This is a genomic window from Streptomyces sp. NPDC005263, assembly GCF_042872365.1.
Classification (GTDB): Bacteria; Actinomycetota; Actinomycetes; order Streptomycetales; family Streptomycetaceae; genus Streptomyces.
This window is the reverse complement of sequence record NZ_JBIAKJ010000002.1, coordinates 810594-836468: the sequence shown is the minus strand read 5'-3', so window position 1 is coordinate 836468 and position 25875 is coordinate 810594. Positions and strand designations below refer to the sequence as shown.

23 protein-coding genes and 1 tRNA gene are annotated in these 25875 nt (G+C 70.2%); 10 read left to right on the top strand and 14 right to left on the bottom strand.

From position 1 onward, the window contains the following. The first annotated feature begins 211 nt into the window (after positions 1–211). Positions 212–838, top strand: a complete 627-nt coding sequence (locus ACFYRY_RS11035) for a DedA family protein (protein ID WP_389142438.1) — start codon at positions 212–214, stop codon at positions 836–838. Between the two features lie 122 nt (positions 839–960). On the opposite strand, the gene ACFYRY_RS11030 is transcribed toward ACFYRY_RS11035, so the two are convergent. Next, complete coding sequence (locus ACFYRY_RS11030; RefSeq protein ID WP_030678302.1) at positions 961–1191, bottom strand: DUF2277 domain-containing protein; 231 nt, start codon at positions 1189–1191, stop codon at positions 961–963. Between the two features lie 134 nt (positions 1192–1325). On the opposite strand from ACFYRY_RS11030, the gene ACFYRY_RS11025 reads away from it, so the two are divergent. The 3 genes from ACFYRY_RS11025 to ACFYRY_RS11015 all read left to right on the top strand — a co-directional run bounded on the left by ACFYRY_RS11025 (position 1326) and on the right by ACFYRY_RS11015 (position 3883). Then, on the top strand, positions 1326–2273 hold the full coding sequence (locus ACFYRY_RS11025; protein ID WP_389143724.1) for a ketopantoate reductase family protein: 948 nt from the start codon (positions 1326–1328) through the stop codon (positions 2271–2273). Between the two features lie 152 nt (positions 2274–2425). Further along, positions 2426–3415 (top strand): alpha/beta fold hydrolase, encoded by a 990-nt coding sequence (locus ACFYRY_RS11020; RefSeq protein WP_389142436.1) that lies wholly within the window; start codon positions 2426–2428, stop codon positions 3413–3415. Positions 3416–3529: 114 nt separating this feature from the next. Further along, a complete protein-coding gene (locus ACFYRY_RS11015; RefSeq protein WP_389142434.1) occupies positions 3530–3883 on the top strand; it encodes a hypothetical protein in 354 nt (117 codons plus the stop codon). Positions 3884–3928: 45 nt separating this feature from the next. On the opposite strand, the gene ACFYRY_RS11010 is transcribed toward ACFYRY_RS11015, so the two are convergent. Beyond that, positions 3929–4000 (bottom strand) — tRNA-Val (locus tag ACFYRY_RS11010). A gap of 224 nt (positions 4001–4224) precedes the next feature. On the opposite strand from ACFYRY_RS11010, the gene ACFYRY_RS11005 reads away from it, so the two are divergent. Both ACFYRY_RS11005 and ACFYRY_RS11000 read left to right on the top strand, forming a co-directional pair. Next, positions 4225–4995 (top strand): DUF4097 family beta strand repeat-containing protein, encoded by a 771-nt coding sequence (locus ACFYRY_RS11005; RefSeq protein ID WP_389142432.1) that lies wholly within the window; start codon positions 4225–4227, stop codon positions 4993–4995. Positions 4996–5069: 74 nt separating this feature from the next. Continuing rightward, entirely contained in the window at positions 5070–6455 is a 1386-nt protein-coding gene (locus ACFYRY_RS11000) for a hypothetical protein (protein ID WP_389142430.1), read from the top strand. Between the two features lie 206 nt (positions 6456–6661). Here ACFYRY_RS11000 and ACFYRY_RS10995 read toward each other — a convergent pair whose 3' ends face one another. Genes ACFYRY_RS10995 through ACFYRY_RS10985 form a run of 3 tightly spaced genes read right to left on the bottom strand, consistent with a single transcriptional unit; the run spans position 6662 to position 11000 of the window. Further along, positions 6662–7810: an amidase domain-containing protein gene (locus ACFYRY_RS10995; RefSeq protein ID WP_389142428.1), complete on the bottom strand. Its 1149-nt coding sequence runs from the start codon at positions 7808–7810 to the stop codon at positions 6662–6664. A gap of 28 nt (positions 7811–7838) precedes the next feature. Next, positions 7839–9119 carry a hypothetical protein gene (locus ACFYRY_RS10990; RefSeq protein WP_389143721.1) on the bottom strand — a complete coding sequence of 427 codons (1281 nt, stop codon included), beginning with the start codon at positions 9117–9119 and terminating at the stop codon, positions 7839–7841. 60 nt (positions 9120–9179) lie between these two features. Next, complete coding sequence (locus tag ACFYRY_RS10985; RefSeq protein WP_389142426.1) at positions 9180–11000, bottom strand: transglycosylase domain-containing protein; 1821 nt, start codon at positions 10998–11000, stop codon at positions 9180–9182. Positions 11001–11339: 339 nt separating this feature from the next. On the opposite strand from ACFYRY_RS10985, the gene ACFYRY_RS10980 reads away from it, so the two are divergent. Further along, a complete protein-coding gene (locus ACFYRY_RS10980; protein WP_389142424.1) occupies positions 11340–11561 on the top strand; it encodes a zinc ribbon domain-containing protein in 222 nt (73 codons plus the stop codon). Positions 11562–11621: 60 nt separating this feature from the next. Further along, the gene (locus tag ACFYRY_RS10975) at positions 11622–12296 is read left to right on the top strand and encodes a DedA family protein (RefSeq protein WP_389142422.1); all 675 of its coding nucleotides are present in this window, start codon (positions 11622–11624) and stop codon (positions 12294–12296) included. Between the two features lie 82 nt (positions 12297–12378). Here the strand turns inward: ACFYRY_RS10975 and ACFYRY_RS10970 are convergent, their stop codons facing one another. The 3 genes from ACFYRY_RS10970 to ACFYRY_RS10960 all read right to left on the bottom strand — a co-directional run bounded on the left by ACFYRY_RS10970 (position 12379) and on the right by ACFYRY_RS10960 (position 16996). Next, the gene (locus ACFYRY_RS10970) at positions 12379–13194 is read right to left on the bottom strand and encodes an HAD family hydrolase (protein ID WP_389142420.1); all 816 of its coding nucleotides are present in this window, start codon (positions 13192–13194) and stop codon (positions 12379–12381) included. Next, positions 13194–15740 carry a phosphoribosyltransferase gene (locus ACFYRY_RS10965; RefSeq protein WP_389142418.1) on the bottom strand — a complete coding sequence of 849 codons (2547 nt, stop codon included), beginning with the start codon at positions 15738–15740 and terminating at the stop codon, positions 13194–13196. Before ACFYRY_RS10965 ends, ACFYRY_RS10970 begins: the two co-directional genes overlap by 1 nt. Positions 15741–15829: 89 nt before the next feature. After that, complete coding sequence (locus ACFYRY_RS10960) at positions 15830–16996, bottom strand: HpcH/HpaI aldolase/citrate lyase family protein (protein ID WP_389142416.1); 1167 nt, start codon at positions 16994–16996, stop codon at positions 15830–15832. Positions 16997–17204: 208 nt separating this feature from the next. On the opposite strand from ACFYRY_RS10960, the gene ACFYRY_RS10955 reads away from it, so the two are divergent. Further along, a complete protein-coding gene (locus tag ACFYRY_RS10955) occupies positions 17205–18062 on the top strand; it encodes a TerD family protein (protein ID WP_389142414.1) in 858 nt (285 codons plus the stop codon). Between the two features lie 75 nt (positions 18063–18137). Here the strand turns inward: ACFYRY_RS10955 and ACFYRY_RS10950 are convergent, their stop codons facing one another. From ACFYRY_RS10950 to ACFYRY_RS10925, 6 genes are all read right to left on the bottom strand, one after another. Next, positions 18138–18875, bottom strand: coding sequence for a Tellurium resistance (locus ACFYRY_RS10950; RefSeq protein ID WP_389142412.1), 738 nt, complete (start codon positions 18873–18875; stop codon positions 18138–18140). Between the two features lie 132 nt (positions 18876–19007). Beyond that, positions 19008–20156 (bottom strand): DUF475 domain-containing protein, encoded by a 1149-nt coding sequence (locus ACFYRY_RS10945; RefSeq protein WP_389142410.1) that lies wholly within the window; start codon positions 20154–20156, stop codon positions 19008–19010. Between the two features lie 49 nt (positions 20157–20205). Further along, positions 20206–20781, bottom strand: coding sequence for a TerD family protein (locus ACFYRY_RS10940; RefSeq protein WP_356766485.1), 576 nt, complete (start codon positions 20779–20781; stop codon positions 20206–20208). Between the two features lie 99 nt (positions 20782–20880). Then, a complete protein-coding gene (locus tag ACFYRY_RS10935; RefSeq protein ID WP_389142408.1) occupies positions 20881–21456 on the bottom strand; it encodes a calcium homeostasis/redox stress adaptation protein in 576 nt (191 codons plus the stop codon). A gap of 113 nt (positions 21457–21569) precedes the next feature. Next, positions 21570–22028: a peroxiredoxin gene (locus ACFYRY_RS10930; protein WP_389142406.1), complete on the bottom strand. Its 459-nt coding sequence runs from the start codon at positions 22026–22028 to the stop codon at positions 21570–21572. 206 nt (positions 22029–22234) lie between these two features. Further along, positions 22235–22672, bottom strand: coding sequence for a DUF3052 domain-containing protein (locus ACFYRY_RS10925; RefSeq protein ID WP_356766479.1), 438 nt, complete (start codon positions 22670–22672; stop codon positions 22235–22237). A gap of 432 nt (positions 22673–23104) precedes the next feature. On the opposite strand from ACFYRY_RS10925, the gene aceE reads away from it, so the two are divergent. After that, on the top strand, positions 23105–25852 hold the full coding sequence (aceE, locus tag ACFYRY_RS10920) for a pyruvate dehydrogenase (acetyl-transferring), homodimeric type (RefSeq protein WP_389142404.1): 2748 nt from the start codon (positions 23105–23107) through the stop codon (positions 25850–25852). The last annotated feature ends 23 nt before the right edge of the window (positions 25853–25875 follow it).

The window sequence follows — 25875 nt, the reverse complement described above, 5'->3', positions numbered from 1 at the left end:
CGTTGTGCCGCGCGCTTCGGAACTCCCTCCCTGGCCTGCTCCCACCGGACGGCAGCGGTGAACACGCCGTGCCGATCACCCGTGGCCCCGGTGAAGGGGCCGTCACACCCCACGCGTACGCTGTATGGCTGTTATGGCCGCCCCTGCCGCACCCCCGCGACACCCGCGGCGCCGCAGCACGGCCGACCACGGGGGATCACGGGGAGTCGCGGTGTTCGAGAGTGTGGGGGCGTTGATCGGCGGTCCATGGATCTACGCCATGGTCGCGTCGTCGGTCCTGCTGGACGTGTTCCTGCCGATCCTGCCGAGCGGCGTCCTGGTCATCACGGCCGCCACGGCGGCGGCCGCGGGCTCCGGCGCGGCGACCGGCGAGGTGCCGCACGAGGCGCCCGACATCCTGGCGCTGGTCCTCTGCGCGACCATCGCGTCCGTCCTGGGCGACCTGGTGGCGTACCGCCTGGCCTGGCGCGGCGGTGAACGTCTCGACCGCGCGATCGCCCGCTCACGTCGGCTCAGCAGCGCGCAGGAACGTCTCGGCACTGCCCTGGCCCGCGGTGGCGGCGCCCTGGTCGTCCTCGCCCGCTTCGCCCCGGCCGGCCGCTCGGTCGTCTCCCTGGGCGCAGGCGCCGCCCACCGTCGCGCCCGCGACTTCCTCCCCTGGTCCGCGCTGGCCGGCTTCTCCTGGGCCGCCTACAGCGTCGCCCTCGGCTACTTCGGCGCCCACTGGCTGGGCACGACCTGGATGGCGACGGGCGTGTCGGTCCTCGCGCTGTTCGGCGCGGGCGCGGGGGCCGCGTATGTGATGCGACGGCGGCCGGCGACGGTGGAGGTGCCGTAGCGCGCGGCGAGTATGGCGCGCGGCGGGCCGGGGGCAGCTCGCGCTCGATGCGGGCGGCGTCCCGGATCCAGCCCACAGAGCCGGACCCGGATCGAGCCCAGCGCACCCGGGATCGACCCGCGCTACCCCGCCCGCCGAGCGGGAGCTCCCCGTACCTCGAGCCCGGCCAGCAACTCGGCCGTGGCCTCGGCGATCACATCGACGGCCCGGTCGAACACCTCCTGGTTGTGCGCGGCCGGCGCCCGGAAGCCGGACACCTTCCGCACGTACTGCAGGGCAGCGGCCCGAATGTCCTCCTCCGTCGCCTCCTCGGGCAGGACGGGCGGACGGAGTGTCTTGATGCTGCGGCACATACCTCCAGTCTCACCCCTCCGACCGACATCTGTCCGCGAAACCCCGCCCCTGCGATGATCACCCCGAGGCGGCCACCACGAAGGGGCCGACCGGCGAAGGGACCCGTATGACGGCGCACGGCACCGAGGACGAAATGACGCACGGCACGACGCATGACACGGCGAGCGGTACCGCGACCGGCGCGGCACGGGAACTCACCGTCGCCGTCCTGGGCCCCGGCGGTACCGGTGGCCTGCTCGCCGCGCTCCTGGCCAGGGCCGGTCACCGCGTGATCTGCCTGGCCGGTGCGGAGACCGTCGGCACCCTGCGTTCGGCCGGAATCCAGGTCCGCAGCGCGCGGTACGGCGACTTCACGGCCCGGGTGGAGGCGGACACCACCCTCCGCGAACCGGTCGACGCGTGTGTCGTCGCGGTCAAGCACACCTCGCTGGCCGCCGCTCTCGACCGCGTCCCGCCCACGGCACTCGGCGACGGCCTGCTCGTACCGCTCCTGAACGGCGTCGAACACCCGGTGGCCCTGCGCGCCCGCTACCGTCCGGACCGCGTCGCCCCGGCCGTCATCCGGGTCGAGTCGACCCGCGTGGCCCCGGGAGTGATCGAGCACACCAGCCCGTTCGCCGAGGTGGACCTGGCGGGCGACGGGGTGCCCCGCGAGCGTCTCGACGCCCTGGCCGAGGCGCTCACCGCCGCCGGCCCGGCCACCCGGGTCCTGGCCGACGAGACGGCGGCCCTGTGGGCGAAGATGTCGTTCCTGGCGCCGTTCGCCCTGCTGACGACCCGTTACGGCCTCCCCCTCGGCGACGTCCGCACCCGCCACCGCGAGGAACTGACCGCCCTGGTGGAGGAGACCGCCGCGATCAGTTCCGCGTGCGGCGGTCCCGCGGACCCGGAGCAGGCGCTGGCCCGCTACGACGCCTTCCCGCCCGCCATGAAGTCGTCGATGCAGCGGGACGCCGAGGCGGACCGTCCGCTCGAACTCGACGCGATCGGCGGGTCGTTGCTGCGCGCGGCGGAGCGGCACGGGGTGCCGGCGCCGGTGACGGCCCGTGTGGTCGAGGAGTTGAGGAAAGCCGGCCACTGAGCGGACTCCTCACCCAGCCGAACCGAGCCGATTTGCCGGAACGGCAAGAAGGTTCGCGGCATCTCCGGCTCCGTCGCAGGATCGTCCTACGAGCAGCCGTGGACCGGGCGCGTTGTCACCGGCCGGTGCTCCAGACCTACGGAGGACGACGTATGCCGCAGCCCGGTTCCCCACTCACGGACGCCACTCACCGCGTGATTCCCGGCCCGGCCGGGCGGATCCACCTGGTGGAGCAGGGGACGGGGCCGCTGGTCCTGCTGCTGCACGGATTCCCGGAGTCCTGGTACTCGTGGCGGCACCAGCTGCCGGTACTGGCCGCCGCCGGGTACCGCGCGGTCGCGGTGGACGTGCGCGGATACGGGCGTTCCTCGCGGCCGGACGCCGTGGACGCGTACCGGATGCTGGACCTGGTGGCGGACAACGTCGCCGTGGTCGAGGCGCTGGACGGGCGGCCCGCGGTGGTCGTCGGGCACGACTGGGGCGCGACGATCGCCGCGCACTCCGCCCTGTCGCGGCCCGACGTGTTCCGTGCGGTCGGCCTGCTGAGCGTCCCGTACACCCCGCCCGGCGGCCCGCGCCCCACCGAGATCTTCGCCCAACTGGGCGGCGGGAAGGAGGAGTTCTACGTCTCCTACTTCCAGGAGCCGGGCCGGGCCGAGGCGGAGATCGAGCCGGACGTACGCGGCTGGCTCGCCGGTTTCTACGCCGCCCTGTCCGCCGACACCATGCCCGCGCCCGGCGCCCCCGACCCGCACTTCGTGAGCCCGGGCGGCACCTTGCGCGACCGCTTCCCCGACCGCGCGCCTGCCTGGCTCGGGGAGGACGAACTCGACTTCTACGCCGCCGAGTTCGAGCGTACGGGCCTGACCGGCGCCCTGAACCGGTACCGCGCGATGGACCTCGACTGGAAGGACCTCGCCGACCGGGCGGGCGCGCCGATCACCCAGCCGTCCCTGTTCCTCGGCGGCTCCCAGGACGCCTCGACGACCTGGTTGTCCGACGCGATCGAGGCCTTCCCCACCACCCTGCCCGGCCTGCACGCCTCCCACCTCCTCGCCGGCTGCGGCCACTGGATCCAGCAGGAACGCCCCGAGGAGGTCAACGGCCACCTGCTCGACTGGCTGAGCGCCCTGCCCGCCTAGACCGATCCGGGCTACGTACGGCACTCCCGTTGGACGCCTTGGACGCCACACCCGTTCACAGGAACCACCCGAGATGACTCGCCACCTAAAATCGAACAGGCGTAGCATTGTGCCGTGGCTACGACCTATGACTTTCCGAGTGACCTCCTCGCCGGTCAGGAGGAGCTGCATCAGGTCCGGGCCGAGCTGGCGGCCCTGCTGAAACGGCTGCCCTGGTCGGTCGAGCCGCTGGACGGCTTCAGTGACGCGGGCGGCTGGCGCAAGGTGGAGCGCCCCGCCTCCCCCGGCTGGACGGCCGACGAACAGGCCGAGGTGGAGAAGCTCCGGCAACGCGAGCACGAACTCGCGGTCTTCGTGACCTGTCACCGCTTCTGGGCGGAGGTCGCCGCGGCGGAGCGCGTGGACGCCCGTACGAGGCTGAAGCACGCGCACGGGGCCCCGGTGGCCTCCGAGGAGGAACGGGACTGAACCGAGAAGACCCCGGCCGCGATCGGCCGGGGTCTTCTCCTGGTGTGGGCGCGGACGGTTTCGAACCGCCGACATCCTGCTTGTAAGGCAGGCGCTCTACCCCTGAGCTACGCACCCGAGACGAGTCGACAGCCTACCCTGCTCGGGGCGCTGTCCCGCAAACCCGTAGGGGACCGGACGGCGACGGCCCCGTACGGGGGTTAACCCCCGTCGAGATGCGGGAGTGCGCTGGATCCCGCGGCAGGTCACGGATCCGTACGGTCGAAGGACGAAGAGCGGACCAGAGCGGGCGCGCGGAGCGCCTGCCGAGCCTTCGTCAGCCGTCCCAGGGGGAATCAGTCATGGCCCGTTCCGTCGCCGCCCGAACCGTCGCCGCCGCCGGTCTCGTCACGCTCCTCGTCGCGGGGACCGCCGCCTGCGGTGCCTCCGCCGGGGACGACAAGGACCCCGATCACCGCTCCTTCGCGTTGCAGGGACGCACGCTCACCATCGACTCCGACGACTCGGCGCTGGAGATCGTCGCCGCCGACGGCAACCCGTCGGGCAAGATCGAGGTGACCCGCTGGTTCAAGGGCAGGGTCGCCGTCGGCAAGGATCCCAAGGTCACCTGGTCCATGCGGGAGGACCGGCTGAAGCTGCGGATGAAGTGCACCGGCGTGGTCGCCGACTGCGCCGCCCGCCACCGCATCGAGGTGCCGCGCGGAATCACCGTGCGGGTGGAGGACGGCGACGGCAGCGTCCGGGCCCGGGGCTTCGAGGACCCGCTGAGCATCAGTACCGGAGACGGCTCGGTGCGCGTCACCGACACCACCGGCCCGCTGGACCTGCGTACCGGCGACGGGTCGATCCGCGCCGAGGTCTCCTCGCGGAAGGTCAGCACCCGGAGCGGCGACGGCTCGGTGCACCTCGCGCTCGGCTCGGTACCGGATCTGGTGGAGTCCCGCTCCGGAGACGGCTCCGTCACGCTGGAACTGCCCCGCGCCACGTACCGCGTCACGACCCGGACCGGCGACGGCGGCGAGGACGTGTCCGTGCCGCGCAGCGACTCCAGCTCGCACCGGGTGTCCGCGCAGACCGGCGACGGCAAAATCACGGTCCGAACCGTGAACTGACCGGCCCGTGTGTTCGTCTTCAACCGGTGGGAGAATGACACTGGGCAGGACGGATGACAGCACGGGAGAGGGATGTGACGGCGACACCACCGCAGTCGGACTCGCCGTTGGTTCCGGGCGCACACCATCCCGTGCGGCTCGCGCTCCGTGACACCCTCACCCTGGTCTGCCTGCCCCTGGTCGCCGCGCTCGCGCTGCCCGTCGCCTTCGCCGGCGGAGGTACCCGGCGCTGGTTCGGCGGGCGCGCGGAGAGCCAGCGGGCCGACGCGCAGGCGGCGAAGGACGCCGCGGCGGCCGCGTTCTACGAGCTGGACACCGCCCAGCGCGACCTGCGGATCTCCATCGAGACGATCAGGGCGGTCGACGACTCCCCGGCCGCCCGGCGCGCGGTCTCGGACTTCGACGCGCTGGGCCGGCGCATCGACGAGGCCAGCGGGCGTTACATCGAGGCCGTGGACGCCCACGACCTGGACCGGGACGACCTGGAGGCGTCGGTCGCGGCCCACGCGCGTACCGAGCTCACCAAGGCCAAGGACGGCCTGACCGACGTCAAGCGGGAGCTGGACCGTTTCGGCGACAGCCTCGGTCCGCTGCTCGGCAAGGCGGAGACGCAGCTGGCCCGGCTGGCCCCGGCGGTCGAACGGGCCCGGCAGGGACTGCTCGCCGCGTCGAACGCCCTCGACGGCGTACGCGGGTCGGGGCTGACGGCGGACGATCTGGCGGCACGGCTCGCCGCCCTCGCCCCCGAGCTGACCAAACTCAACCAGGGTGCCGGACAGCACGGCGTGCCGGAGACCCTGGAGCGCGCCGAACGGGTGGCGCGGGAGGCCGAGGCGGTCCGGGTGGAGGCCGAGCGGCTGCCCGAGCGGGCCGCCGAGATCGACCACCGGCTGGTCTCCCTGCGCACCCGCGCCCAGGCCCTCACCACCCGCGCCGGGCAGGTCGAGCCGGTCCTCAGCGAGCTGCGGCGGCGTTTCACCGCGGCCTGCTGGCAGGACCTCCAGCACGTTCCGGAGCAGGCCGCCCAGAACGTGGCGCAGGCCGAGCGGAAACTGCGGGAGGCCCGCGCCGCCCGTGAGGAACAGCGCTGGCCGGACGCCACCGCCCTGCTGTCGACCGTGCGCGCGCTGCTGAACACGACCGACGAGTCGGTGTCAGCCGCGCGCGACCGGCTGGATCGGCTCAACGCCGTGCAGAAGGACCCGCAGCAGGAGATCGACCGGACGCGCTTCGCGATCCGGGACGCCCAGCGGCTGGCGATGACCGGCCGGACGACACCCGAACCGCGACACGCCCGGCCGCTCGACGACTCCGTGGGCCGCCTGGACCGGGCGATCGCGAGCCTGGAGGGCCGCCACCCCGACTACTGGCACTTCCTCACGGAGACGGAGGCGGTACGCCAGTCGGTGGCCCGAGTGGTCGCACAGATCCGAGAGGACCGGGGTTCCGCAACGCCCTAGGGGGGCGCGGCGCTGTATCGATATGCGGCTCCGCCCCCCTAGGGGCGCGGGGAACTGCGCGACCAGCCCCCACGCCGCCGCACTGGAGAAACGCGGCTCAGCACCCCCCAGGGGCGCGGGGCTGTATCGATATGCGGCTCCGCCGCGTGGGCGCGACCAGCCCCCACGCCGCCGCAGTCGAAATTCGGCACCCCCCAGCGGAGCGCCTAGCTGCGGTAGCCGTAGTACGCCGAGTTCGGGTACGACGCGATCAGGCTCGACAGCGACCGACGGTAGGTGTCGGTGTCGTGGTACGTCAGGTACGGGACACCGCTGGAGCTGCGGTACGTGGTCATCATGGAGTGGTCCTTCGACCCGTCCTTGTCGAAGTCCACCTGCAGCACGTCACCGAGGTCCATCTGGTAGGCGTTCGGCAGCGCGGTCGTCCGCTTGGCGGTCTGCGTGAACCAGGACCACTCGTTGACGCCGATCCAGGTGTCGGACTCGCTCGTGTTGGAGAACCAGGTGCTGTAGTCCTCCGTGGAGCTGGTGACCTGCTTCCAGCCGCCGGCGAACAGGGACTGGCTGAGGAAGTTGGTGCAGTCGCCGCCGACGCTGTTGTAGCGGCGGTAGGCGGCGTTGTAGTCCTTCCAGTACTTCTCGGCGTACGTCGCCATCGCTCCGTAGTTGTACGGGGTCGTGGTGGCGAGGTTCTTGGGCTTGGCCGGGGCGGGGTAGGTGATGGCCGACTTGGGCGCGTCGATGACGGCCATCGTGCGGACCAGGCCCGACGTGGCGGCCGGGGCGGGCTGGTTGACGGGGCGGGGGCCGCGGTCGGTGAGCCGTTCGCCGGTGAGCTGCCAGGTGCCGTCCGGGCGGGCGGCGAAGGTGAGTTCGTGGTGCGCGGTGAAGCCCGTGGTGGCGGGTTCGTCGCCGCGTATCTTCGCGTACGTCAGCGTGGAGGCCTCGGTGACCTGGACGGTGGCCGTGTCGCCGCTGAGGCGGGTGCTGTCGACGGTGACCTTGGTGTCGGCGTCGGTGTAGGCCTCACCGAGCGCGGCGAGCCGGGAGCGGGTGTCCCGCAGGGACGTCAGGGCGGTCTTCTCCGTCGTGGCCTGCGCGGCGGCGAGCTGGACGCCGGAGGTGGCCTTCAGGGTCGTACGAGCGGCCGGGGCCCCTTGCAGGAGGGCCGCCGTGCGCTCGGTGAGCAGGGCGTCCGCGACACGGCCGAACGTGTCGGTGGTCGCCGCGGTCACGACGGGGGACGGGGAGCCGTCCGCGTGGGCGGCTCCCACGGGGAGCAGGGTGGCGGAGAGGGCCGACGCGATCACGGTGGCGCGACGGGCCCTGCTCGTACCGGACTTGCTTGATCTCACTGGGTGTCTCCTTGACGCGGGGGGTGATTCAGTGCACGACCGTCGACCAGTCGGGGGCCTGCGCGGGGTCCAGTCCGCGCAGGTTCGCCAAGGTCTCGGGCTTCTGCACGTCCAGCCAGTCGGCCAGCTCCTTGAAGGACACGCACTTGACGTCCTTCTTCGTGCAGACGTTCTCGATGACCTGGTCGACGGCCTTCATGTAGATGCCGCCGTTCCAGTCCTCGAAGTGGTTGCCGACGAAGAGCGGGGCCCGGCTGCCGTAGTACACGCGGTTGAAGCCGGACATGTAGGACTCGACGGTCTCCTGCTGCCACTTCGGGTACTCGGCGGGGTCGCCATCGGTCTCACCGTCGGACTGGTTGTAGAGGTAGTTGAAGTCCATCGAGAGGCCCTGGTACTTGCCGCCCTCGTAGGGAAGCATCTGGAGCGGGAAGTTCCAGATGTCGTCCTTCTTGGTCGGCCATATCTGGAAGTCACCGGCGGAGCTGGCGTCGTAGCGCCAGCCGTAGCTCTCGGCGGCCTTCAGCAGGTTCTTCTGTCCCTCCAGGCAGGGGGCGCGGCCGCCGGTGACCGCCTTCTTGAAGTCGAAGGGCAGCGGGTCGATGTCGCGGTAGCCAGTGTTGGTCTTCCAGTTCTCGACGATCGAGTAGAACTGGTCGATCTCGCTCTTCCACTCGGCGACGCTCCAGTCCTTGCCGCCCTTCTGCTCGCAGAAGTGCCCGTTGAAGTGGGTGCCGATCTCGTTCCCGTCCTCGTAGGACTTGCGAAGCTGTTCCAGCGTGGTGCGGATGTGCTCGCCGGTGGCGAAGTCGATGGCCGCTGAGCCCGCCGGGTGCTGCGGCGGGCGGTAGAGCTTCGCCTTGTCCTTCGGGAGCAGGTAGATACCGGTGAGGAAGAACGTCATGTGGGCGTCGTAGGTCTTCGCCAACTCCCGGTAGTGCGAGAAGAGGCGGTCGCTGCCCTCCAGCGCGCCGTCCCAGGAGAAGACGACGAACTGGGGCGGCTTCTCACCGGGCTTGAGCGGCTTCGCCTTCAACTGCCCTTTCTGCGGGCCGGTGTAGGAGGTGGAGCCGTCCCCGAGGACCTTGACCTTCCCGTCCCACTTCGGTTCGGCGGTCTTCTTGGGGGCGGCTTCGGGGGTCTTGCCGGTCTCGGTGGAGGCGGTGGGCGCGGTGTGGTCCTGGTGGGTCAGGGCCAGGGAGCCCCCGACCAGGGTGGCCACGACGAGGAAGGCGGCGACGGTCAGGAACTCCGGACTGGCCCGGCGGCGGGGGCGCTCTTTGCGGCGCCTGCCGGTGGAGGTCTTCATGCGAGGCATGCGGTGCTCATTCTGCGCGGGGGGGGTGAGGAGTGGTGCGGGGCTCGGAGATCAGCCGAGGCCCATGGCGCCCGACCACACGGCGTACGGGACGCTGTCGGACGAGCCGCCGGCCAGCCCCTTGAGCGGCAGCGGCTCGAGGGACTTGGCCAGGTCCATGCGGTAGACGACGACCGCGGTCGACACGGACCCGGAGGTACCGGCGTACCAGGCGGCGGTGTCGTCCTCGGTGGTGCCGGACTTCCCGCCGGCGTCCAGGGCGGGGACGGTGGGATGGGCGGCCCGCAGGGAGTCGGTCAGCGCCTGGGAGACCTCCGCGGCCACCTGGGCGCCGACCGCCCGGCGCGCGGCGGGAGTGTCCAGCCGGACCTCGGAGCCGTTGCGGGTGATACGGCGCACCGAGTACGGCTCGGTGTGCTTGCCCGCCGCGGCGAAGGTCGCGTAGCCGCTCGCCATCCGGATGGCGCTCGGGGTGGAGTTGCCCACGGACAGCGCCGGAACCTGCGGACCCAGGCTGGAGCCGAGCAGTCCGGCCGCCTCGGCGGTCGCGCTCACCTTGTCCAGGCCGGTGTCCATGCCGAGCTGCATGAACGGCGTGTTCACGGACAGGGCGAGCGCCTTGCCGAGGGTGATCCGCCCGTACGACTTCCCGCCGTCGTTGCGGGCGGCGACCGTCTTGCCGCCGCGGTCCCAGTACGGCCCCTCGGGAGTGGTGACGGGAACGTTGTCGTCGCCGTCGTAGGGCGTCTGCGGGGTGACCGGCGTGGCAGGACCCTCTCGTGTTGTGCGGATTCCGTGCTCGAGGCCGGCCGCGTAGACGAACGGCAGGAACGCCGAACCGGCCCGCACGGTACTGGCGTTGGACTCGTTGTAGCCCTGCGTACGGTGGTCGGGTCCGCCGTGGACGGCGAGGATCCGGCCGTCGGTGGCGACGGAGGCGGCACCGTAGTGCGCGGTCTTCGCCGCTTCCGGGTCGGCCTTCTTCGCCTGATCGCGGGCCTTGGACACGGCGTCGGTGAGAGCGGCCTCACGCTTGCGGTCGAAGGTCGTGTAGATCTGGTAGCCGCCGAGGTCGAACTGCTTGTCCGAGATGTGGGCGGACTTCTTGGCGTACTGCTGCGCCAACTCCACCAGGTAGTCGCTCTGTTTGCCGGTGTCGTAGACACGGACCGACTTGAGCGGCTCCGGGAACGTCTTGTACGTGGCCCGCTCGGCGCGCGACAGCTTGCCGACCTCGACCATCCGGTCCAGGGTCCAGGACCAACGATCCACGGCACGCCGGTGGTTGGCCTCGCTGAGCGTGGGGTCGTACAGCCCTGCGCCCTTCAACAGGGAGGCGAGGAAGGCGGCCTCGCTGGCGTTCAGGCTGGTGACGTCCTTGCCGTAGTAGGCCTGCGAGGCGCGTTGGATGCCGTACGTGCCGCGGCCGAACCAGCTGGTGTTGAGGTAGCCCTCCAGGATCTCGTCCTTGCTCATCCTGCTGTCGAGCTTGAGGGCGATCATCGCCTCGCTCAACTTGCGGCCGACCGTCCGGTTCTGCGTCAGGTAGACGTTCTTGACGTACTGCTGGGTGATGGTCGAGCCGCCCTCGGTGTCCCCCTCGCCGACGCTGCGCCACAGCGCGCGGGTCAGGCCCTTCAAGGAGATGCCGGGGTCGGAGTAGAAGCTCTCGTTCTCCGCCGCGAGCACCGCCCAGCGCACGTCCTCGGGTATGTCCTTCAGCGGCATCTCCTGCCGCCGCACCCAGCCGGTGCGGGCCATGGGGGTGCCGTCGGACCAGAAGTAGACGTTGTCCTGCTGGGTGGCGTAGCTGTTCAGGTTCTCCGGTATGTCCGTGGCCGCGTAGGCGACGCCCAGGAACAGCCCGGTCATGCCGACGGAGGCCAGGACGACGCCGAGCGACTGGCGCGGGGAAGGGACCCAACGGCGCCACCCGGTGCGGCCCGGCTGCGGATAGGTGGGGCGGAGGCGGCGGAATGTCGTCCACGGTGACCGTTTTGATGCCGTCCGTCGACGGCGCGGGCGGCGGTGGTCAGTCGGCCGGCCCGCGTGTGGTGCTGTCCCGGTCACCACCGAAAAGTACCAACGATCTTCGCAGTTTCTCCATATAAGAAGTTGACCCGAACAACCACATACCGACCAGTAAGGATCATGCCGTTCTTGAGATGTTGATCACACTCGCGGCCCAGGGTGCCCCGCTACCCTGAGCGCATGCCTCGCTACGAGTACCGCTGCCGGACCTGCGGCGACACCTTCGAACTCAGCCGGCCCATGGCCGAGTCCTCCGCCCCCGCGGCCTGCCCCGGCGGCCACGACGACACCGTGAAGCTGCTGTCCACCGTGGCGGTCGGCGGCTCGGCCGCCGCCCCGGCGGCGCCCCGGGCGAGTGGCGGTGGGGGCGGAGGCTGCTGCGGCGGGGGCTGCTGCGGCTGACGGCCGTTCCGGCCCGCCTTCCTCAGGCTCCCTTCAGCTGGGACTCCCTACCGTGACCGCATGACAGCCATCGCAGCGGGGACGGCCCCGGACGGGGGCCCGGCCCCGCAGTGGGTCAACGACCTCATGGACACGCTGGGCGCCCCCGGCGCGGGCATCGCCATCGCGCTGGAGAACCTCTTCCCTCCGCTGCCCAGCGAGGTCATCCTGCCGCTCGCGGGTTTCGCGGCCGGCAGCGGACGGATGGGCCTGCTCGCCGTCCTGCTGTGGACGACGGCGGGTTCGGTGGTCGGCGCGCTCGCGCTCTACGGGGTCGGCGCCCTGCTCGGGCGGGACCGCACGGTCGCCGTCGCGGCCCGGCTGCCGCTGGTGAAGGTCGCGGACATCGAGAAGACCGAGGCGTGGTTCCTGCGGCACGGCACCAAGGCGGTGTTCTTCGGCCGGATGATCCCGATCTTCCGCAGCCTGATATCGGTGCCGGCCGGTGTCGAGCGCATGCCCGTGCCGGTGTTCCTCGGCCTGACCACGCTGGGCAGCGCGATCTGGAACACCGCGTTCGTGCTCGCGGGGTACGCCCTGGGCGACAACTGGGCGGAGGTCACCTCGATCGTCTCCGCGTACTCGAAGGTCGTCCTCGCCATGGCCGTGGTGGCGGTCCTGGCGTTCGTCGGCGTACGGCTGCGGCGGCGGCCGGGGGCGGACCGGAGCGGGCGGGGGCGCGGGCGGGCGGCCTGAAGCTTCCCGAAAGCCCGCACCGCCCGCCGAGGTCCCACCGAAGGCCCGCTGAAGCCCGCCGAGCCCCGCCGAGGGGCGACCCTCAGACCGTCCCCTGCCGCGCCACCCGCAGGAACTCCCGCAGGATCCGCTCCCCCGCGAGCACCCCCCGCTCGGGCAGGGCAGTGACCGCCGGGGCGGTCCAGTCGGCGTCCGCCAGTTCGCCGTGCCCCGGCCGCCAGCCCCGGTCCGCAGCGAGCAGGAGGTCGGCGTCGAGCAGGGAGTCACCGGCCGCCAGGGTGAGCGCGGCCCCGGTGCGGCGGGCGACCTCGTGCAGTGCGGCGCTCTTGGTGAGCGGCTTCGGGACGGCGTAGATCTTGCGGCCCTGGAGGGAGACCGTCCAGCCCCGGTTCTCCGCCCAGACCGCCAGTTCCTTCACCCACTCCTCGGGGAGGAGTTCACGTTCGACGACCAGGTAGGCGAAGAGGTCCTCGGCGATCCGGTGCTTGCGCACCCACAGCGGGTCGGCGGTCCGCATGAGATGCTCGCGCACCTCGTCCAGCGGGGCGCACTCGTCGGCCAGCCGGGCCGTGACGCGCGTGTGCCAGTCGGTGTCGGTGACACCGTCCACCAGGAGGTGCCCGCCGTTGGCGCAGATCGCGTACGCGGGCGGCGGGCCGGGCAGGTTGATGCGCTGGTACTGCTTGCGGGTCCGGGTCGTCGTCGGGACGAAGACCGCCGCGTCGCCGAGTTCGGCGAGCAGTCCGGCCGATGTCTCCGTCATGTACGACAGCGGCTTGCTCTCGTGCACCTCGACGCACAGCAGCCGGGGCGCCCGCGCGTCCGGCATGGTCAGCGCGAGGGCCGCGGCGGAGTAGATGAGCGTACGGTCGAGGTCACTCGCCACCAGCACCGGCATCAGACCGTCACCGCCCGGCCGTCGGCGCCGGTCGCGCCCCGCGTGTACTTCGGGTGGATCAACCCCACACAGGTGTACGGGAGTTCGGCGACCTCTTCCACCGGGACACCTCTCTGTTCGGCGAGCAGGCGTACGTGGTCCAGGTCGGCCCCCGCTCCGGCTCGCGCAAGGATCTTCCAGGGCACCCGGCGCAGCAGCACCCGGGTGGTCTCGCCGACGCCGGGCTTGACGAGGTTCACGTCGTGGATGCCGTACTCCTCGCTGATCCGCTCGACGGCCGCCCAGCCCTCCCAGGTCGGGGCGCGGTCGCCGGACAGCAGCTCCTTGGCCTGCGTGTCCACCGCGTCCAGGACCTCAGGGAAGCGGGCGGACACCGCGTCCAGGAAGGCGACGGACACATCGGTGCCGGCGAGTTCGCGGTAGAACTTCGCGCCGTGGAAGTCGTCCGGTCCGACCAGGTCGGCGCGCAGCACGGTACGGGATATGAGGCCGGACACCGTGGAGTTGAGGCAGGCGGAGGGGATCAGGAAGTCCTCCCGGGTGCCGTACGTCCGGACGCAGGAGCCGGGGTCGGCCAGCACCGCGATCTCCGGGTCGAAGCCGGTGACGCCGTCGGAGGCCTCGAACTCCTCGAGCGCGTCGGCGAGTTCACGGGTGATGGCGCCCTTGCCGGTCCAGCCGTCGACGAAGACGACGTCCCGGGGGTCGTGGTGGGCGGCCAGCCAGCGCAGCGCGTTGGCGTCGATGCCGCGGCCGCGCACGATGGAGACGGCGTAGTGCGGCAGGTCGAGCCCGTACCGGAACCGGGCCCAACGGCGCATCAGCACGCCGACGGGGGTGCCCGCGCGGGCCAGCGACACCAGCACGGGCCGCGAGGACCTCTCGGTGAGCACGATCTCGGTGACCGCGCCCACCGCCCGCGCCAGCCGCGCCGCCGACTCCTCCAGGGCGGTGTGGAACAGCTCCTGGTACTGCTCGCTGGGCTGGTACTCCACCGGCAGCGACTCGGCGTAGTGCGCCCCGCCGCTCTGGATGGCCTCCTCGCGCTCCTCGGTCGGCGCCTCCAGCGACACGTCCGAGAGGTCCTGGAGCAGCCAGCCGACCTCGTCGGGCGGGTACGAGGAGAAGGCGGGGCCGCGGAGGGGCTCGGGCAGCATGGCGGGCCTTTCGGGGACGTTCCAGGGTTCGGGGACGTACGAGGGGACCACCGCGAGCAGGACCTGGGGCGTGTGTGCCGCGAGCTGGTCCAACAGGCCGCCCGGCTCGTGCAGTTCGGGGGTGTCGGCGGCCGAGTCCACGACCGCGACGACGGCGTCGAAGCCGGCGCCCGCCACGTTGTAGGCGTAGCGCTCGCCGGGGCCGTCCGCCGGGTCGTCGTGTGCCGGGAAGACCAGGCGGCTGCGTATCGCGTAGCCCGGGTCGTCGACGGCGAGGACGGGCGAGCGGGTGGTGGTCGAGTAGCGCACCTGGGCGTCGGTGACCTGCTCGAGCTCGCGGGCGAGCCTGAGCGGGGCGTACATCAGCTCCTCGAAGCCGAGGACGTGGACGCGGCGGGCGTCGTCCGGGAGCGCCTCGGCGAGGCGTGCCGCCATCGCGGGGAGTGCGTGCTCCAGGCGGGTGCGGTGCGCGGGGGTGAAGCCGTGCCGACCGCCGTCGGGGAGGCCTTGGGGCCAGCGCAGGTCGACTCGGGTGACGTGGTCGTGGGGCGTCTGCGGGTGGGTGGGGGCTGATCGCGCAGTTCCCCGCGCCCCCAAAGCAGGGGGCGCGGGGAACTGCGCGACCGGCCACGACGCGCCCGCGGACGACCGCATACCCTGCGCGGCACCCTCGGACTCGTACCGCGCCACCAACTCCTGCCCCTTCTCCAGCACCCCTTCCGGCAGCCGCACCGCCCCCGACGCCGCCGCCACCAGGTCCACCCTCGCGCCGATCTCCCGCGCGAAGTCGTCCAGTCGGCCCGCGTCCGCCGCCGACCGCATGTCGACCAGGGCGACCACCACGTACCGCCGCCGCGGATACCGCTCATGCAGGTCCCGGACGGTGTTCAGCACCGTGTTGCCGGTGGAGAACTCGTCGTCGACCAGCACCAGCGGCCCGTCGCCCGCCAGCAGGGCCGGGTCCTGGGGCAGCAGGAGATGGGAGGTGGCGTGCGAGTGGGACTCCTCGAAGCCGCCCGCCGTGGCCACACCCGGAACGGGGCGGCGGGTGGAGTGCAGGTAGGGGGCCTGACCGAGGCCGTCCGCGACCGAGTGGCCGAGCCCGGTGGCGGTCTCCGCGTACCCGAGGACGACCGCCCGGCCCGCCTCGGCGCCCAGCAGGTCACGCACCCGCCTGCCGAGGTCGACGCCGTAGCCGTACACCACGGACGGCGACTGCGGTACGTGCTTGCCGAGGACGTGGGAGACCAGCAGGTGCGCCCGCTTGGGGTTGCGGCGCAGCGCCAGCCCCAGCAGGTCCTTCAGCCCGTCGTCGCCCACGAGTTCGACGCCGAGCCGCTCGGCGACCCAACTGCCGGACCACACCCCGTCGTTCACTGCGTTGTTCATACGTCCCTTGAGTAGAAACCGGTGGACCCTTGAGTGGAAACCGGTGGAGTGGAAACCGGTGGAGTAGAAGCCGGTGGAGAAGGAGCCGGTCAGGCCGGGATCCCGGCGGCGAGGAGCTCCACGAAACCGACGTCCTCGTTCGCCACCCCGAAGACCTCGGCGCGCAGCAGGGTCCGCTCCGCCCAGGCGCGGTGCGGCTTCACTTCGTTCATCTTGTTCGTGTACGCCGACCTCAGCACCCCGCCGCCGCCCCGCTCGGGCCGCAGGATGTCCTGGGCGTCGCTGAACTCCTCGTGACTGACCACCGACAGTGCGTGCACGGGCAGCACATGGGAGGGGTGGATACAGGTCTTGCCGAGCAGTCCGTTGGCCTGGTCGAGGGTGATCTCGCGCAGCAGCCCGTCCATGGAGTGCTCGATGAGCGCCTCGCGCAGCTCCTCGGCCTGGCCCTCCAGGAAGGGACTGCGGCGCAGCTGCGGCTTGAACATACGTTCCTGCACGCGGAAGTACTCCCACACCGGTCCGGTCACCGTGAATCCGGTCCCGTCGGCCCGCCCCAGCATGTTCACCACGTCGGAGATCACGGAGGCGACGATCTGCACGTCCCACGCGGTCATGTCGGGGGCCCTGCGCAGACCGTACGAGGAGCAGAAGTCGGTCACGCCCAGGCGCAGCGCCAGCACCCGCTCGCGGTACTTGTCGACCGTGCGGGAGATGCCCTCCAGGGTCTGCACCCGCGACTCGCGGTACAGCAGCTCCGGCGACTCCAGCACTGGCATGGCGAACAGTCGCCGTCCGCTCTCGGCCTCGGCGCTCTGCAGGGCCTCCAGGAAGGGGATGCCGCTTTCCTCGGTGAACTTCGGCATCACGAAACCGGACAGCAGCCGCGCGGCCGGGCCGAGCCGTCGCACCAGATCGGGGATCTGCTCGGGGGTCCGCACCCGGATGAACAGCAGCGGGAGGTCAGCCGGGCCGCGTTCGGCGAGGTCCGCGAACTGCCGTACCAGGTTCTCCTCGGCGTCCGCGACATCCTCGTCGCCGATGGAGTCCTCCAGGCACAGCACCATCGAGACCACGCCGCGGTCGATCTGCTTGACGACGTCGTCGGCGAGCCGCGGCCGGGTGGCGGGGCTGTAGAGGGTGGCGCCCAGGGCCGCCGAGAGCAGCCGGGCCGGGGAGTCGGCGGTGAACGCGCCGGGCTCCTGGTGGAAGAGGCGCTGCCGCACCTCAGGGGCGATGTGCCCGAAATGACGCATGGAACTCCCCCGTGGTGGTCGAGCGACCCCTGTGAGCGCTTCACAGGTGGCCGGTAATAGTACGTAGAGATCTAAGTCAAGGGTTCCCGCCAGGCGTGAATTTCTGGTAACGCGGGCGAACACAGCCAGGTTGAGGGGCAGAGGGAGTTTCCGGCGGTCCCGGACCCCCGCGTTGTCGTGACCAGGACCGAGAGGGCAGGATGACCGCATGACGCACGCGATGCTGAAGGGGTCGAACGTCCCGCTCGCCACCACCACGGTACGCGCAGTACTGCGCTGGGCGCCTGGGCAGGGGGTTCCGGACGTCGATGTCTCGGCGCTGCTCGTCGGCGCCGACGGCCGGGTGCGATCGGACGAGGACTTCGTCTTCTACAACCAGCCACGGCATCCCTCCGGCAAGGTCTGGCGCCTGGGCAAGAAGCGTGTCGCCGAGGGCCTCACCGACACGATCCAGACAGATCTCGCCGGTGTCGAGCCCGACGTCAGTCAGATCTTCCTGGTCGCTTCGGCGGACGACGTCACCTTCGACCACGTCCAGAGTCTGCGCATTCTGCTGTACGACGCCACGGTCGCCGACGGTGAACCGCTGGCCTACTTCGACATCCAGCCGACGACGGGCGAGGAGACCGCCCTGATCTGCGGTGAGCTGTACCGGCGAGGTGACAGCTGGAAGTTCCGCGCGCTGGGCGAGGGTTACTCCAACGGCCTGCAGGGCCTGGCGACCGACTACGGCATCTCGGTGGACGAGTCGGACGGCCTCGCGGAAGGACCGGAGGAGGCGCCGGAGATGGCGGCGACCACGGTCGTCCAGGGCTCGCCCGCACCGACCCAGCATGCCTCCGAGCTCTCCTCCCAGCCGCTGCCCCCGGAACAGCCGACCGGCGTTCCCACCCAGCCGGCCTACGGCTACCCCCAGCAGCCCGCCGCCGCGGCCACGGTCCAGCCGGCCTATGGGTACCCGCATCCGGCCGGCCAACCCGCCTACGGCTACCCGCAGCCGACGGCCACCGCGCCGGACCCGGAATTCCGCCTGCCGCCGCAGGGGCCGCAGTTCATCGGACGGTGAGGAACCCGTCCGCGGGGGCGCCGTCCGTCCCCGCGGAGGCGGACACGGAGGCAGGCGCGGAGGCGGGCGCGGAACTCACTTCTCGACCTTCGTCTTGTAGCCCCTGCCCCACTGCAGTCCCCACCCGTACAGCCGGTCCAGTTCCGCCTGGAAGCCGTACACGAACTTCACCTCGCGCCGGACCACCAGCTCGCCCTTGACGTTCTCGATCATCACCACCGCGCAGGACCGGGCCTGGGGGTGCCGCTCGTCGAGATGTATCTCGATCCGCGGCCCGTTGCTCGGGTACAGCGTGACGATGGCGTGGGTACGGTCGAAGGCGGGCGTCTGGTCGTAGATGTAGACGAAGACCAGCAGCCGCTTGATGGCGTCGCGGTGGTCGAGATTGACGTACATCGTCTCGCCGGACGCCGATCCGAACCGGTCGTCGCCGCTGAGTTTCACGTACGGCGCCGCGTTGACGTCGCCGAGGTAGCCGCCCAGGGGCTGCACGACGCCCTTGGTGCCGTCCTGGAGTTCGTAGAGGCAGCCCAGGTCCAGGTCGACGTTGACCATGCTCTGGCTGTGCCCGAGGACCTCCGGCGGTTTGAGCGCCTGGAAGGGATGCCTCAGCAGGCTCTCCCGCGGGGCGCCGCCCATGTCGGAGGTCCGCATCCGCCAGGCCAGGTTGACGCGCAGATGGCCGTTGGCCGCGCCCTGCTTGGTGAGGGAGACCTGGCTGTGCCGTTTGGTCAGTTCGATCGAGTTGGTCGCGGCGTTGCCGGAGTCGAAGTCGGTCTCCCGCCCGCGCCGCAGTCCGTCGAAGAAGCCCATTCCCGCCCCCACGTTCCATTGGAAGGAACCGCAGGCCGTCGTGCACCCGCCGTCCTTGACGACCGACGGGGCGGCACCGGGGAGTCGTCCCCGACACCGCCCCGCACAGAGCGTTCCTCACTCAGAAGGTGATCACACCCCGGACGAGACCTCAGTCTTCTCGTCCGAGCCCGCCGCTTTTCCCTCGGCCGCTGCCAGGGCCTTGTTGCGCCGCACCGAGGACCAGAAGGACCAGCCGATCAGGACGACGCCGACCAGGCCGGTGATGATCTCGTTGATCTGGTACTGGATGGTGACCAGCAGGAGCACGGCGAGGGCGCCGATCGCGTAGTGCGCGCCGTGCTCCAGGTAGACGTAGTCGTCGAGGGTGCCCTGGCGGACCAGGTAGACCGTGAGCGAGCGGACGTACATGGCGCCGATACCGAGGCCGAGGGCCATCAGCACGATGTCGTTGGTGATGGCGAAGGCGCCGATCACGCCGTCGAAGGAGAAGGACGCGTCCAGGACCTCCAGGTAGAGGAACATGAAGAACGCGGCCTGGCCGGCCAGAACGACGGCCGGCTTCTTCTTGCCGCTGCGCTCGGCCTCTTCCTCCTCCTCGTGCTCGCGTTCCTCCTCCTCTTCGAGTTTGTCCTCGAAGTAGCCGGAGAGACCGCCCACGATCATGTAGGTGATCAGGCCCGCGATACCGGAGATGAGGACCGTCTGCGCCTTGTCGGCGTGCGCGCCGCCGTGCTGGTGGGCGTGGGCCGCGAAGGTCATCGAGGTGATGAGCAGCACGATCAGGGCGATGCAGACCGACAGCATGTCGACCTTGCCGAGCTTGGCCAGGGGCCGCTCCAGCCAGGCGAGCCACTTGATGTCGCGGTCCTCGAAGATGAAGTCGAGGAAGATCATCAGCAGGAACATACCGCCGAAGGCGGCGATCGACGGGTGGGCGTCGGTGACCAGTTGCTGGTAATGGTCCTTGTCGTTGAGCGCGAGGTCGACCGCGTCTATGGGGCCGATCTTGGCGCTGATGGCGACGATGACGACGGGGAACACCAGTCGCATGCCGAAGACGGCGATGAGGACGCCGACCGTGAGGAAGATCTTCTGCCAGAAGGCATTCATCTTCTTCAGGATCCCGGCGTTGACCACCGCGTTGTCGAAGGACAGGGAGATCTCGAGGACGGTGAGGATCGCCACGATTCCGAAGGCGGTCCACCCCCCGTAGAAGACCGCCGCGACCAGTCCGAGCGCGGTGACCGCGAACGACCAGCCGAAGGTTTTCAGAAGCACTGGCTACCCAATCGTGTGTGTACGGGTCTCCCCCGCGCCGTACTCGGCTTTACGAAACATTGACTCCGAAGTCTAGAGCGATGCCCCGAAGCCCCGACGCGTACCCCTGCCCCACCGCCCGGAACTTCCATTCGCCCTGGTGGCGATAGACCTCACCGAAGATCATCGCGGTTTCGGTGGAGGCGTCCTCGCTGAGGTCGTAGCGCGCGAGCTCCTGGCCGTCGGCCTGGTTGACCACACGGATGAAGGCGTTCTGGACCTGCCCGAAGGTCTGGCCCCGCTCGTCGGCCTGGTGGATGGAGACCGGGAAGACGATCTTGTCGCACTGGGGCGGCACCATGGAGAGGTCGATCAGGATCGACTCGTCGTCGCCCTCGCCCTCACCGGTGAGGTTGTCGCCGGTGTGCTCGACCGAGCCGTCCGGGCTCTTGAGCTGGTTGTAGAAGACGAACCACTCGTCGCCGAGCACCCGGCCGCTGTTGCACATCAGGGCGCTGGCGTCGAGGTCGAAATCGGCTCCGGTGGTGGAGCGTGCGTCCCAGCCGAGCCCGACCATCACCTGGGTGAGGTTGGGTGCGGCCTTGGACAGGGAGACATTGCCTCCCTTGGCGAGCGTGACGCCCATGTTGCTGGTCCCTCCCCGAGACGGTACTTCTCTGCTTGTCCTGCACGTCCGGCGCCGCCCCCAAACAGGGCGACGCCGGACAATGAGACCTTCAGCAGGTCAGACGTTCACGCCGAAGTCCTGCGCGATGCCGCGCAGACCCGAGGCGTAGCCCTGGCCGATGGCGCGGAACTTCCACTCCGCGCCGTTGCGGTACAGCTCGCCGAAGACCATGGCGGTCTCGGTGGAGGCGTCCTCGGAGAGGTCGTAGCGCGCGATCTCCGCCTCGCCGGCCTGGTTCACGACGCGGATGAACGCGTTGCGGACCTGGCCGAAGGACTGCTGGCGGTTCTCGGCGTCGTAGATCGAGACCGGGAACACGATCTTGTCGACGTCGGCCGGGACCGTGGCGAGGTTGACCTTGATCTGCTCGTCGTCGCCCTCGCCCTCACCGGTGATGTTGTCGCCGGTGTGCTCGACCGAGCCGTCCGGGCTCTTGAGGTTGTTGAAGAAGACGAAGTTCGCGTCGCTGGCGACCTTGCCGGCCGAGTTCACCAGCAGGGCGCTGGCGTCCAGGTCGAAGTCGGTGCCGGTCGTGGTGCGGACGTCCCACCCCAGACCGACGATGACCGCGGTCAGGCCCGGGGCCTCCTTGGTCAGCGATACGTTGCCGCCCTTGCTGAGGCTGACTCCCACGAGTCCTCCATTGGTGTCCGGGGGCGGGGAGCCCCGAAGTGCGTCTGATGTCGGATCAACGAGTCGATCCTAGTGACGGGTTCCCGCACGCCGCAGTCCCTGCACCGCAACAATCACAGGGTGTCGAGCGCCTTGACGTACTCGTTCAGGTCACGCGCGTCCGGCAGGGCGTTGACGACGGTCCAGCGGACGACGCCCTCCTTGTCGATGACGAAGGTGCCGCGCACCGCGCAGCCCTTGTCCTCGGCGAAGACGCCGTAGGTCCGGGAGACCTCGCCGTGCGGCCAGAAGTCGCTGAGCAGCGGGTATTCCAGGCCCTCCTGCTCGGCGAAGACCCGCAGGGTGTGGATGGAGTCGTTCGACACCGCGAGCAGCTGGGTGTCACGGTCGGAGAACTGCGGAAGGTTGTCGCGCAGCTCGCACAGCTCGCCGGTGCACACACCGGTGAAGGCGAAGGGATAGAACAGCAGTACGACATTCTTGGCGCCGCGGAAGTCGGACAGCTTCACGGTGGCACCGTGGTTGTCCTTGAGCTCGAAGTCAGGGGCCTTGTCGCCTACCTGGATCGCCATCTCCTGGATGTCCCTTCGATGGGTGGGGCTGTTCGGGTGGCACCCACCTTAGGCCGCGCCTTCCGGATCACCCCCGGGGCCGTGGCGCCGACGGACGCCGCGGCCGCGAGGAGGCCGATCCGAAAGACACGACCCGCGCTCCGGTCACGGCACGCCACCGGACGGGCCGACGAGGTCGGCCCGTCCGGGGCGTGCGGCGGTCGGGGTTACTTCTTCGTCTTCGCGGCCTTCGGCGTCACCAGCCGGCTGCCGCTCCAGTCCTTGCCGACGCTGACGCTCTTCGACGCGGAGAGCCCGGCGGTCGTCGCGGCTTCGGAGATGTCGCTCGGCTCCACGTAGCCGTCCCGGCCGGTCTTCGGCGTCAGCAGCAGGATCGAGCCGCCCTCCTCGATGTACGTGATGGCGTCCACCAGCACATCCGTCAGGTCGCCGTCCTCGTCGCGGAACCACAGCACCACGGCATCGGCTACATCGTCGTAGTCCTCATCCACCAGGTCGCTGCCGATGACTTCCTCAATGGCCTCGCGGAGTTCCTGGTCTACGTCGTCGTCGTAGCCGATCTCCTGGACCACCTGCTCGGGCTGGAACCCCAGCCTGACGGCAGGGTTCGTCCGCTCCTCCGCGTGGTCCGCGGTCGCGCTCACGGGTTGCCTCCTGATCATGTTTTGGAATGGGGATCCCCCCGGGCCCGCTCCGGGCTTGGGGGAGTCTCGGCCTCGCGCGTGCGCGAAGCGTTGGCCGTAGTCCACACGGGCGGGGCGGATCGCGCAAGTACCCGGCCGCCGAGACCGCCGAAACGGTGACTTTCCGGGCGGTGTCGCCGCAACTTACGGCACACCATCCCGACCCTGGGGTGACACAGCACACACCTTTCTGCCCTGTTTGGGCGTTTGGGAACCCTCCATGGGGACCATGCCGGAGACAAAGTCCTGGACCGCGTACTGGACCAGGGTCGGGTTACCCCACAGTAGAGGTGACGTTTGCCGCCCCGAGGTACACGATGGGGAACGGTGCAGGCATACCGAAAACGCAGCGAACAACAGGGAAATGCAGCCCTCTGACAGGTAAGGATCAGCGTGGCTTCCGGATCCGATCGCAATCCGATCATCATTGGCGGCCTTCCGAGTCAGGTTCCTGACTTCGACCCCGAGGAAACCCAGGAGTGGCTCGACTCCCTCGATGCCGCCGTCGACGAGCGGGGCCGGGAGCGCGCCCGCTATCTGATGCTGCGGCTGATCGAGCGAGCCCGCGAGAAGCGCGTGGCCGTGCCCGAGATGCGCAGCACGGACTACGTCAACACGATCCCGACCAAGAGCGAGCCGTTCTTCCCCGGCAACGAGGAGATCGAGCGCAAGATCCTCAACGCCACCCGCTGGAACGCCGCGGTGATGGTCTCGCGCGCCCAGCGGCCCGGCATCGGCGTCGGCGGCCACATCGCCACCTTCGCCTCCTCCGCGTCGCTCTACGACGTCGGCTTCAACCACTTCTTCCGCGGCAAGGACGAGGGCGACGGCGGCGACCAGGTCTTCTTCCAGGGCCACGCCTCGCCGGGCATCTACGCCCGCGCGTTCCTGCTCGACCGCCTCAGCGAGGGCAACCTCGACGCGTTCCGGCAGGAGAAGTCGAAGGCCCCGCACGGGCTGTCCAGCTATCCGCACCCGCGGCTGATGCCGGACTTCTGGGAGTTCCCGACGGTCTCGATGGGCCTCGGCCCGATCGGCGCGATCTTCCAGGCGCGGATGAACCGCTACATGCACGCGCGCGAGATCGCCGACACCTCGAAGTCGCACGTCTGGGCGTTCCTCGGGGACGGCGAGATGGACGAGCCCGAGTCGCTCGGCCAGCTCTCCATCGCCGCCCGTGAGGGCCTGGACAACCTCACCTTCGTCGTCAACTGCAACCTGCAGCGGCTCGACGGTCCGGTGCGCGGCAACGGCAAGATCATCCAGGAGCTGGAGTCGATCTTCCGGGGCGCCGGCTGGAACGTGATCAAGCTGGTCTGGGACCGCACCTGGGACCCGCTGCTGGCGCAGGACCGCGACGGCGTGCTGGTCAACAAGATGAACACCACGCCGGACGGCCAGTTCCAGACGTACGCCACCGAGACCGGCTCGTACATCCGCGACCACTTCTTCGGCGACGACCACCGGCTGCGCGCGATGGTCGAGAACATGACCGACGACCAGATCCTGCACCTGGGCCGCGGCGGTCACGACCACCGGAAGATCTTCGCGGCGTACAAGGCGGCCGTGGAGCACAAGGGCCAGCCGACGGTCATCCTCGCGAAGACCATCAAGGGCTGGACGCTGGGCCCGAACTTCGAGGGCCGCAACGCCACGCACCAGATGAAGAAGCTGACGGTCGACGACCTCAAGCGCTTCCGCGACCGCCTGCACCTGCCGATCTCCGACAAGGAGCTGGAGTCCGGCGCGCCGCCGTACTACCACCCGGGCCGGGACTCGGAGGAGATCCAGTACATGCACGACCGCCGCCAGGGCTGCGGCGGATACGTCCCGACGCGTGTGGTGCGCTCGAAGCCCCTCGCGCTGCCGGACGACAAGGCGTACGCGACCGTGAAGAAGGGGTCCGGACAGCAGTCCATCGCCACCACCATGGCGTTCGTACGACTGCTCAAGGACCTCATGCGGGACAAGGAGATCGGCAAGCGGTTCGTGCTGATCGCGCCGGACGAGTACCGCACGTTCGGCATGGACTCCTTCTTCCCGAGTGCGAAGATCTACAACCCGCTCGGCCAGCAGTACGAGGCCGTGGACCGGGACCTGCTGCTCGCCTACAAGGAGTCCCCGCAGGGGCAGATGCTGCACGACGGCATCTCGGAGGCGGGCTGCACGGCCTCGCTGATCGCGGCGGGCTCGGCGTACGCCACGCACGGCGAACCGCTCATCCCGGTGTACGTCTTCTACTCGATGTTCGGTTTCCAGCGCACCGGCGACCAGTTCTGGCAGATGTCGGACCAGCTGGCGCGCGGTTTCGTGCTGGGCGCGACCGCCGGTCGTACGACTCTGACCGGAGAGGGCCTCCAGCACGCGGACGGCCACTCGCAGCTGCTCGCCTCGACCAACCCGGGCTGTGTCGCGTACGACCCGGCCTACGGTTTCGAGATCGCGCACATCGTGCAGGACGGTCTGCGCCGGATGTACGGCGGCTCCGAGGAGCACCCGCACGGCGAGGACGTCTTCTACTACCTCACCGTCTACAACGAGCCGATCCAGCACCCGGCCGAGCCCGCGAACGTGGACGTCGAGGGCATCGTCAAGGGCATCCACCGCTTCAGCGAGGGCACCTCGGGATCGATTCCGGCGCAGATCATGGCGTCGGGCGTGGCGGTTCCGTGGGCGATCGAGGCACAGAAGATCCTCGCCGAGGAGTGGGACGTCAAGGCGGACGTCTGGTCGGCGACCTCCTGGAACGAACTGCGGCGCGAGGCCGTGGCGTGCGAGCAGCACAACATGCTGCACCCCGAGGAGGAGCAGCGGGTGCCGTATGTGACGCGGAAGCTGACCGGCGCCCAGGGTCCGTTCGTGGCCGTCTCCGACTGGATGCGGTCGGTTCCGGACCAGATCGCGCGGTGGGTGCCGGGGACGTACCAGTCGCTGGGCGCCGACGGTTTCGGGTTCGCGGACACCCGTGGCGCTGCCCGGCGGTTCTTCCACATCGACGCCCAGTCGATCGTGGTGGGCGTGCTGACCGAGCTGGCCAGGGAGGGCAAGGTCGACCGTTCGGTGCTGAAGCAGGCCATCGACCGGTACCAGCTGCTCGACGTGTCGGCTGCCGATCCGGGCGCAGCGGGCGGCGACGCGTAGCGTCACGCTCGCTCGCTCGAGCG